The following is a 9,913-nucleotide window of genomic DNA, read 5'->3' as shown; positions in this document are numbered from 1 at the left end:
ACTGCCGTACTCGCGCCGGCGACCCGGACCCTCGAGCCGTCACCTGGTATCCGCTCTGCGTCAGCCGCAATGCAAACACCAGCGGCGCAGGCGCTCCGGCCGGCACATTCGCCGTTCCAGCCAACTCGCTTCCCAGTCCATTCGTTCCCACTGAGGGCTCGAACACCACCTTCTGGATCTGGATTGGCTGGCCCAGTGCACCGCCGCTCAGCTTCAGCGCATCCACCGTGACGCTTCCGCTTAGGGGCCCCGGTGCTGCAGGCGCCTGTTTCGCCATCGTTTTCTTGCCGCGATGTAAGGGCTTCACCTGCGGCGTCGCAACTGGCGGCGCGGTCGTATCGTAGGTGAGCTTGCCGCTTAACGTTCCATCAGCCTCGAGTCCCGCGCCGAGTTCCTGCCGCACCGTCCGCAAAGCATCCAGAACCGCCTGCGCCGGAATCTTCTGAAGCTCCAGCGACAGCTTCGGCTGGCCATCGCTCGGCAAGTTACCCTCCAGGCGCAGATGCCCATCGCCAAGCGGCGAATCACACACCAGCTTCTCAATGGTGCGCGCCGAATAGTGATACGAGAACCCGCAATTCGCATCGAAATCCAGAGGCGCCACCGGCGCAAACTCCTCCCGATGCACACCCGTCGCCCGCAACCGCGTCGTCACATTGGCGGCATCCGCAGTACCATCAAGCTTCATCTCCGCCGTCACGTCCCCGCGCCATCCCGCATCTGACCCGATCAGCAACCGGCTCAGTTGCCCCAACTGCGCTTCGCGCCATTCCATCTCGACGTGCATGGGCATCAGACGCAATTCCTCCGCACGGCGCATGCGCCCTTCCAGTTGCACAATCCCGGTGTCGGCCTGGTCGAGACTCACATCCGTACGCGCGGGCTGCCCCTTCAGACGTATCCGCCAGTCGCCCGGGTTCTCTTCCCAGAACGAGAGATCCGCATTCACCAGCGAATAGGGCAACTTTTCGAATCCCCGCTTGATATTGATGCGTGAGTTGGTAGCTTCAAGATAAGGCAGCGGAATCGGCCGACCCGCCTTCACTCCCTCCGCTTGCGAGTGCGATGCGGTACGAAACAAGGTGTCAAGATTCCATCTTCCCTCGGTGGTCCGCACCAGGTTCAGGCTCGCTTCGTCCACGCTGATGCGGTTGATCTCCAGCCTTCCCCGCCACAGCGTAAACAGCCGTATCGCCGCCGTTACCGAGTTGGCGTGCAATACCGGCTCTGCACCATACGTTGGATCTTCATCCACGATCAAATCGGTGATCACGAATTCTGGACGAGGCAGCAACCGCAACTCGACTCCCGACATGCGCACAGGCCGGCCCAGGGAAGTCGACATTGCGCGCGCAATACGGGTTTTGTAGCGAGTGATGCTGACTAGCGGAGGAATCACGATGACCGACACCAGAATCGTCAACGCCAGCGCCGCGATCCATAGCTTTGATCGCCAGTGTGCCCGGCCTTGCGCTTCTTCCGTCATGGTCTGGTCAGTCGTCAGTGGCCTGGAGTCAGTCATCAGTTGCGTCTTCACTTCTCACCGATCATCGCGAAAACTGATCACTGACAACTGCCTCTCTCAGCGTACAAGGTGCAGCGTCCGCTTCCAGCGCGTGTCGGTAAAGAAGTGCAACGCCACATGCCCCATCCACGCGACGGTGTTGCCTACCCCGGTCTCATCGAACTGGTGCTCGGGCGTTCGGAACGACCAGTAGTTGAATAGCGGCCGCCCCACGATGTTCTCCCGCGGAACAAATCCCCAGAAGCGCGAGTCGAGGCTGTCATGGCGATTGTCGCCCATCATGAAGTACTTCCCCGGTGGAACCACCAGATCGCCATCCACAACGTGGTTCGGCATTTCCACGGCCCACCGCTCCGTTGCCCCCAGGTCAACCGTCATTGGCACAGAGGGAAAGTCGTCAAGGTAATCGCGATAGTTCTCCGGAGTGGTCGGCACCGCGTGCGGCTCACTCTGCGCCACTCCATTCACAATCACGATCCCGTTGCGCAGATGAAGATGATCGCCGGGTACGCCGACGAGCCGCTTTACCAGGAACATAATCGTCGGCTTGCCGTCTGCGTCCAATTCCCCCGGCTTGATGAATACCACGATGTCGCCGCGCTTCGGCTCGCGATAGTGCACCAGGGGCATCCATTTGGTCGGCGGCGCCAGCGTTATCCTGTCGACGACCAGGTGATCGCCCACCAGCAGCGTCTGTTCCATCGACCCCGATGGAATTACAAAATTCTGCGCAAGAAACGTAAGGATGAACAGCCCCACGACAAGCACCGAGCAGATGCTCGCCGTCGCCTCAAAGGGCGTCTCTTCGTGGGGTTTCTGTTCGGGGGCAGTCTCAATCTCGGGCGGCGTCTTGGCCGGCGGCGTATTTTTGGTGGTCATCCTGTCGCTCTGTGCCCAGATGGCTGGCGGCTACTCTGCGGATTCCCAGCTTTGCTAATGAACTACGCGAAAAATGCGCTTCCAACGCGCAAATGCCGCGAGGCGTGCCGAGAGTTCCCTGTCGTGTCCGAGTCTATCATCCGTGGCCTGCTTTACATCCGTTGTCGATGGCCGGCGCAGCGAGAAATAGATCACAAGCGGCCGCGCAATAATGGCCTCGCGCGGCACAAATCCCCAGGAACGCGAATCAAAGCTATGATTTCGGTTGTCCCCAAGCACAAAGTACTCGTTAGGCGGGACTACAAGCTCGCCGTTCCGCGTAAGAGTTTGCATCTGCTTCCACCATTCCGGATCGACATCGGGATCTGTATAGACCCGGGCCGGAAAGTTGTCCCTGAATTGGCCCGGGGCGACGGGCTCAAACGCCGCATAGGGCTCGTTCATCGGCACATCGTTGATCACTACGCGACCATCTTCGATGCGCAGATGGTCACCTGGAACTCCGATGACCCGCTTCACCAGGTAGGGATGTGGCTGCGGATGGTGAAACACGACGATATCGCCGCGCTGCACTTGCCGGTAGGGCAACAGGTGTTCGGAAATGCGATTGTCGGGCGCAAAGACCTGCTTGTTTACAAGAAGAAAATCGCCGACCAAAAGCGTACGCTCCATGCTTTCCGACGGGATAAGAAACGGCTGGACCAAAAAGGTCAACAGGAATAGCGCCACAACCACGGTACGCATCAGCGAAGCCAGCGCCTCCGGCACCGTGGGCAGGTGGTGCCAGATGTGCGTCGAAGTGCGCGAAGGGGCATTAGCGAATTGAGTGGGGGAACTCACTCCGTCTCTTCCTTCTCCTCATGCGCAATTTCCGCGTCAGCGTTCCAGGCGGTAGTACTGTTCGTCAGCCGTGACAGCGCGCGTCGTGCAGCATCCTGCTCGGCAATTTTCTTTGTCGTGCCCGTTCCGCGTGCCAGCGCCTTGCCCGGCTCGCCTTCCGCCGTCTTCAACCGCACCTCAACCAGAAACCGCTTGCGATGATCGGGACCGCTTTCGCTCTTCACGCGATAGACCGGAGCGCCAGACCGTTCCGCCTGCAATCGTTCCTGCAGCGCCGACTTATAGTTGCCCAAAGCCGCACCCGAACGCAACTGCTCAGCCAGTTGTTCCACCGCATCCCCCATAACATAGCGAAACGCGAAAGCCCGCACTGGATCGAGGCCCCCATCCAGAAACAGTGCTCCGATCACTGCCTCCATCGTGTTTGAGAGCACTGTGCTCTTCCGCCGCAGTCCGCTGCGATCTTCGCCACGGCTCAGACGCAAATGGTCGCCCAGCGATATCGCCTTCGCCACCTTGGCCATGTGCTGCCGGCTCACCAGTTGCGCACGCACTCGCGTCAGTTCGCCCTCCTGCCACTCGGGATGGCTCAAAAACAATGCCTCTCCCACCACCAGGCCCAGGACAGCATCACCGAGAAATTCAAGTCGTTCATTGTCCATGGCGGCTGCGGTCGCATCTACGCCGATCGCCTGAATCTGCTGATTGGCCAGCGACCGGTGGGTCAACGCGCACACCAGCAGCTCAGCCTTGGCAAAGCCATGTCCAAGCGCAGCTTCCAATTCAGTCAAAACTGCTTCCACTTACTCCTCTGGGGCTGCAACTTTGAGGAGGCCCTCCCCGGTTATAGGGATTCCCGCGCGCTGGGGCAGGGTTGAACCTCAAAGAACCGCAACCACCCTAATTATTCATTAGACGTGCTGCCGGATCCAAATGAAGCCGGACCGCAGTGACACACGACGTCCCTATCTGACAAACAGGGTTGGGCTTAGCGAATTTTCGCGTTAGGGCGGCGCTTCAGATATTCTGCCGCAGCATCTCGCCCGCAAGATACTCCGATGCCCGCATCGATAGCGCCAAAATCGTCATTGTCGGATTCTGCCATCCGGCGCTGGTGAACTGCGCTCCATCCACTACAAACAGATTCTTGTGGTCGTGCGACTGGCTGAATTTGTTCAGCACGCTCTTCTTCGGATCGTTCCCCATCCGGCACGTGCCCACTTCATGAATGCTGTATCCCGGCGGATTCGGCTTGTCATTCTTCGACAGTACCTCGAATCCCGATGCCTCCACCAGTTCGCACGCGGTATTCACGGCATCCTTCGCCATGTTGAATTCGTTATCGGTGTACTTCGTATCAACGTGCAGCACCGGAATTCCCCACGCATCGTTGCGGTCCTTGTCGATCCGCACATGATTCTCGTACCGCCCCAGCACCTCGCCCATGATTGTCATATGGAAGCCACTGCCGTGGTACTCGTCCATCTTTCTCTGCAACTCCGCGCCGTAAGCCGCAAAATTCCGCGCCCCCAACGCCCCGGTTGAAGCGGTCGTGTTGAACGCATACCCACGCAGAAAATTTGCGCTCTTCGAATCAATATTCCTGAATCGCGGAATGATCGCCGACGAGCCCATCACTCCCTTGCTCTTTCCATTGCGCGCTTCAGGCACCGAACACACCACCCCCGCGCCATAGATCTGATCCATCAAATAGCGCCCCACCAGCCCGCTTGAATTCGCCAGCTTCGAATTCAGCAGCAGCCGTGTGCTCTCCAGCGTTCCCGCCGCCAGCACCACCACGCGCGCCTTCACGCTCATCTCGCGGTGCGACAGCCGATCCACAAAATTGCATCCATTCGGTAATCCTGTATTCTTGTCGACCGTAATTTCGCGCACCACGGCATTCGCAATCGAAGTCAGCTTCCCCGTCTTCTCCGCGTCCGGCAGCAGCAGATTCACCGAGCTTGCCAGCCCATCCCGCCCCAGCGCCGTCCGTTGCTTGCACACGGGGACCCCGCGCGGCTTGGCCACAGCCATAAACTTCTGCATGGCCGAGCTCCAAGGCGCATCATCAAGGATGAAATTCCCGTTCGGCATCTGCGGCGGCCCATCCATCGCGCCCTTCACGCAGAAGATTCCCTCCACGCGCGAGTAGTACGGAGACAGATCCGCATGATTGATCGGCCAGTCCTCGCCGAATCCATCGCGTGACTTCGCCTTGAACTCGTAATCGCTCAGCCGGAACGACTGCCGCGACCAGAACAACGACCTCCCGCCGAACAACCGCACCCGCACCCAGTTGTAAGGCTGGCCATCTTCAATCGTGTACGGAACTTCCTGTTCATCCACCCACACATTCGCGTTGAATTCGTTTGACTGAAACACATGCTCCAGCCTCCCCGGCGGACGAAACCCGCGAAACGGCAGCTCAAACGCAGGCTTCTTCTCCGCGTCGTGGCTCACATCGGCCACAGGTCCCGCATTCAGCATCAGGCAGCGAATCCCATATTCGGTCAGAATCTTCGCAGCCATTCCTCCGGCGTGCCCCGACCCGATAATCAAAACATCATAAGTTTCATTCAGCATCTAGTTTCTGATCCCTGTTCCCTAATCCCTTGGTCCCGCGTTCCGCGTTCCCTGTTCTCTCGTCTCTAGTCCCTAGTCCCTGTCTCTATCGTGGATACGACGGCATCGGATGATCCGCCTTGGGTGCGGCCTGCACGTGCGGCGGAACATTTGCACAGTCCGCCTTTTCCAGCGAAACATCCGGCTCGATGGGCGACCAGTAAAGCTCCACCGCCGTCCTCGGCTCCGCGCCCACTTCCGGAACTGTGAACCATGCCTTGGAATTCACCGTCGCCGTGCGGATATCGTCGTGCGCAATGTTGATAAAGTCCGCATGCTTCTCGGCCGGCGGATGATCATTCATCCACGTGCGGAGCCACGGCTTCAGCAACTCGTCCACTTGCGCATCGCTTAACTTCGCAAACTCCACATTGAATCTCTTCTTAGCCTCCGCATCCAGCCAGTCAAGCCCCTCGCGGTACACCTGCTTGCGCGCGTCCGGCGAGTCGCCAATCAGAAAATCCAGAAACATCGGTGTCTGCGCCTGCACTGCACCGGGCTTCTCCCCCATCGGGGGCATCAGCACATCACTCAGCCGCGTCAACGTCGCCATCTCTTGCGGCGAAAAGAAACGCAGCTCCGCCATGGCCACCTCGTCCGCGGCCTCTACGTGAGGAATCGGCGTCTTCGGATTCAGCCCCAGTTGCCACGGCACAGGCGCCGGCAGCGGCGTTGCAGGCGTTGTGGTTTGTTGACTCAACAGGACCTTGGGAGCAGCACCGACAGCGATCACGGCGCGAACAAAATCACGTCGTAGCATTGATCCTCCAGGGAACCTATCCACGCTAAAACGCCAGTCCGCTCCTCGTCCAGAGCATTCTGGAAATCCGCCCCAACTCCGATGACTTTGCACCCAGCTCTTGATCCCGTTGGATTGAAGCCGCCGGAACGAAGGAAAGTAGCTTTAGCCAATATTTAAAAGCGCCTCGGAGTGTTCTCGCCCTTGAGGAAGAGTCCCTGATTAGAGCAATTTTACTGAAATCTGAAGACTGCGACTTAAACCTACAACCCGGATCGGGTTGGCATCTCGAGCTAGTACCCAACCCTCGTCTTGAACTCTCGTGCACGGTCACGTGCTACCGTCAACTCCGTTTCTTTGTTGTCTCTGAGGCGAACGCTCATTGTGCCTCCAGTAAGCAAAGCGACATCCTTGACCCAGCTGAGATTTACGATCGTTCCGCGATGAATTCGGGCAAACTGTCTGGGATTGAGTTTGTCTTCCAGCTCCGTAATCGTGTGATCCACGCAGTAGATCTTGCCTTCAGAGACGGCAAAGGTCAGCTTGTCTTCTGCGTAGAAATGGGTCACACGGACCAGGTCGAGAAACCAGAGCCGATCTCCGAGACGAGACGCGATGCGGTCAGGATATTCCGGCTTTGTCTCACGCAAGGAATTGGCAAGTTGCTGGAGCAACTTTGGGAAGTCAGGCTGCGCATCCGGCGACCCTCGCAAGCGTTCAACCTTATTGAGAGCGCGTTCGAGGAACTCCGGCTCGACAGGCTTCAGCAGATAATCCACTGAGTTCACAGCAAACGCTTGCAGCGCGTACTGGTTGTAGGCAGTGGTGAAGATGACGATGGGCTGGTTGGGCAGGCGCGCCAGCACTTCGAAACCATTCATGCGCGGCATCTCGATATCGAGGAAACACACATCAGGAGGATCGGCAGACAGATCCGTCACAGCTTCCTCGGGTTCGGTGGCGCTACCGATCACTTGCACGCGGTCAGTCTGCTCCAGCAGCCGCCGCAGCCGCTCGAGGGCCGGCGGTTCGTCGTCCACCAGGTAGGCGCGAAGTTTCATACGTGCGGTAACACCATCTCCACCACAGATTGACCGTCCCGCCTGAATACATTCAGGTGTGCCTTGTCTCCAAACAGCGCATCGAGTCGCTCCACGAGATTATCGAGTCCATGACCGGCGGGTATTGCGGTCATGTCGAATCCCGGGCCGGTATCACGAACTTCGATTCTGAGATTCCCGTTTTGCTCGAAGGCAGCCACCAGAATTTCTCCACCGCCACGCTGGGGAGTGATTCCGTATTTCACGGCGTTCTCAACCAGCGCCTGCACGGACATGGGAGGTACCCTGGCGCTGCGCAGATCGTCGGACACCTCGGTAGAACCTCGCAACTTTTCTCCAAATCGCGATTTTTCGATTTCAAGATAACTCTCGACCATTGCAAGCTCTTCCTGCAAGGGAATCAAGGTTTGATTGCTGTTGTCGAGTGAAGCCCGCAAGAGCACCGCCAGCTTCCCCACAATCTGTTCCGCCTTTGCGGGATCGACGGCGATCGCTGAACTAATCGAGTTCAACGTGTTGAAGAGGAAATGCGGATGGATGCGCGATTCGAGCGAGCTGAGACGCGCTTCTGCTGCCAGCTTCTTTGTCCGCTCCTCGCTTACTTCTTTTTCGTGCAGTTTCTCCTCCGTGGCTCGCAGGCGTTCGCGCAACAACGCGTGAACCAGCGCGCCTAAACCAAACACTGCCGACAACGGAAGACTCACACGCAGAGTGTTCAGGTAGACAGGCCAAAACTGGTGCGGAGCAATCACACCGAACGCCATCAACAGAGTTTCAGCAGCCAGACAACCTACCGGGACGAAAACCAGGATGCAGAGAAACAAAGTGGGCATGAGGGGAATCTTGCGGGCCTGCACTCTCGCCGCAATGGCGGTGATTCCCAAAAAGCCAAGAACGCCTGTCAAGTTTGCGAAGAGAAGTGAATACCCCAACTCATAGAGAAGATCCCGCCCACTCGTAATCTGGTTTCCTATGATGCGAACGAAAACTACAGTCGCAACCGCGACATTGATCCAGACCAGAGAGAACAGCCAGTTACCCTTTGTCGTGCTCATCGGGGATGCCTCGTTCGGTGCCGTTCTCTACTTTGCGTCCACAGGCTCGAAGGTTCCGCTGCGGAAGATGTTGAGAACCTGTGCGGCGTCCTGGCCGGGCAGTTTCATCTCTCCCACCACGCTCTCATTCAGTGTGGAGTACTCAATCTGTTTGGTCTCAAGCGATACCCAAATCTCCCCCCAATAATCGCTGCGACCGGTCAAGGTCATTCCGCCGGTAGCAATCTGGACTGGATTGAAGAATGCCTGGTACGTGATCAGGGCGCACTCCTGGCCATTTCTCTGCGAACGACCGATCCACTCCAGCACTACGTTGTGGTTGCGGAACGTACCCACGTCCGGTATTTTCACGTCCTGGTTGGAAAGTATCTGGTAGGGCTCGTTAAGCTTCAGCTGATCGAAGTGGTTCTGGCCAAACATCTCGATCATGCTCGTGTCCCAAACCAGATTACGCTGCATCACGGCAGTGGGAGGGAATCCTTTGAAGAAGTCCGGCGTCATGGTGCTCGCAATGTCATTGCGATAGCGAAATCCCTCCATGAAGTCGCTCTTCTGAGGCGCATCGAATGACGCAGTGGCACCAACCGCGTTGGCCATGGTTACGTTCTTCCACATCACCTCGCCTCCCGGAAGTCCGCGTGTGTACTCGCCGGTGACGCGCTGGCGGTATACCATTTCTCCCTTGGTGTTGGCGGTGTTGTAGTCCACAACAAATCTGTAGGTTCGAGGACCGCTGTCCTTCACGGTCGTTCCCTGGGGCAGGTTCCATGTTTGTGCCGTTTTCAACTGGGCTGGCAAACTGGTTACTGTTCCCAGGGCAAGTCCGGCGATCAACAGCGAGGTTCTGATCTGCATTCGCATTTGTGTTACCTCTCTCAGCCGCAATCTTCGACCGGCGCACGGGCGAAGTCATCTTGTTTGCGACGAATGGCCCGTATTCCCGACTGCTGGCCTTTTGAGGCAGACGAATCGTGAGCGCGTCGCCTCATCTTCTGCGGGCGGCGGGGATTAGGTAACTGGCGTAGGAACACTGCAACCGAATGCGGCGACTGCGGCGCCTCGGCCCTGGCCCCAATCGCAGTCTGTAGAATCAGTGCGAACTGCTGAGCCGGCTCGATTGTATGACGACTCGAGCTCAATGTAGGACGGCCAGGTCCTGCTCCGAAGTCGTTGTCAATCCAGGCGGCCG

At 58.0% G+C, this 9,913-nt stretch carries 10 protein-coding genes; all 10 read right to left on the bottom strand.

Translation table 11 applies throughout. The annotated features are described in order from the left end of the window. The coding region (locus WA354_RS03950; protein ID WP_472811710.1) for an AsmA family protein at window positions 1–1,537 on the bottom strand (1,537 nt) is incomplete at its 3' end. Window positions 1,538–1,582: 45 nt separating this feature from the next. Beyond that, on the bottom strand, window positions 1,583–2,404 hold the full coding sequence (gene lepB, locus WA354_RS03945) for a signal peptidase I (RefSeq protein WP_472811709.1): 822 nt from the start codon (window positions 2,402–2,404) through the stop codon (window positions 1,583–1,585). A gap of 54 nt (window positions 2,405–2,458) precedes the next feature. Beyond that, the gene (lepB, locus tag WA354_RS03940) at window positions 2,459–3,244 is read right to left on the bottom strand and encodes a signal peptidase I (protein WP_472811708.1); all 786 of its coding nucleotides are present in this window, start codon (window positions 3,242–3,244) and stop codon (window positions 2,459–2,461) included. Next, entirely contained in the window at window positions 3,241–4,047 is an 807-nt protein-coding gene (gene rnc, locus WA354_RS03935; protein WP_472811707.1) for a ribonuclease III, read from the bottom strand. The genes lepB (WA354_RS03940) and rnc overlap by 4 nt, the downstream gene beginning before the upstream one ends. A gap of 214 nt (window positions 4,048–4,261) precedes the next feature. After that, window positions 4,262–5,830 carry a GMC oxidoreductase gene (locus tag WA354_RS03930; protein ID WP_472811706.1) on the bottom strand — a complete coding sequence of 523 codons (1,569 nt, stop codon included), beginning with the start codon at window positions 5,828–5,830 and terminating at the stop codon, window positions 4,262–4,264. An 85-nt stretch (window positions 5,831–5,915) separates the two neighbouring features. Then, on the bottom strand, window positions 5,916–6,629 hold the full coding sequence (locus WA354_RS03925) for a gluconate 2-dehydrogenase subunit 3 family protein (RefSeq protein WP_472811705.1): 714 nt from the start codon (window positions 6,627–6,629) through the stop codon (window positions 5,916–5,918). 272 nt (window positions 6,630–6,901) lie between these two features. Then, entirely contained in the window at window positions 6,902–7,669 is a 768-nt protein-coding gene (locus WA354_RS03920; RefSeq protein ID WP_472811704.1) for a LytR/AlgR family response regulator transcription factor, read from the bottom strand. Beyond that, a complete protein-coding gene (locus WA354_RS03915) occupies window positions 7,666–8,724 on the bottom strand; it encodes a sensor histidine kinase (RefSeq protein WP_472811703.1) in 1,059 nt (352 codons plus the stop codon). The genes WA354_RS03920 and WA354_RS03915 overlap by 4 nt, the downstream gene beginning before the upstream one ends. Window positions 8,725–8,751: 27 nt before the next feature. Further along, window positions 8,752–9,579 carry a hypothetical protein gene (locus WA354_RS03910; protein ID WP_472811702.1) on the bottom strand — a complete coding sequence of 276 codons (828 nt, stop codon included), beginning with the start codon at window positions 9,577–9,579 and terminating at the stop codon, window positions 8,752–8,754. Between the two features lie 20 nt (window positions 9,580–9,599). Further along, window positions 9,600–9,913 (bottom strand): hypothetical protein (locus tag WA354_RS03905; protein WP_472811701.1); only part of this gene is annotated, 314 nt, incomplete at its 5' end.

Source organism: Occallatibacter sp. (assembly GCF_049802275.1).
GTDB lineage: Bacteria > Acidobacteriota > Terriglobia > Terriglobales > Acidobacteriaceae > Telmatobacter.
This window is presented reverse-complemented; position numbering and strand designations above follow the sequence as displayed.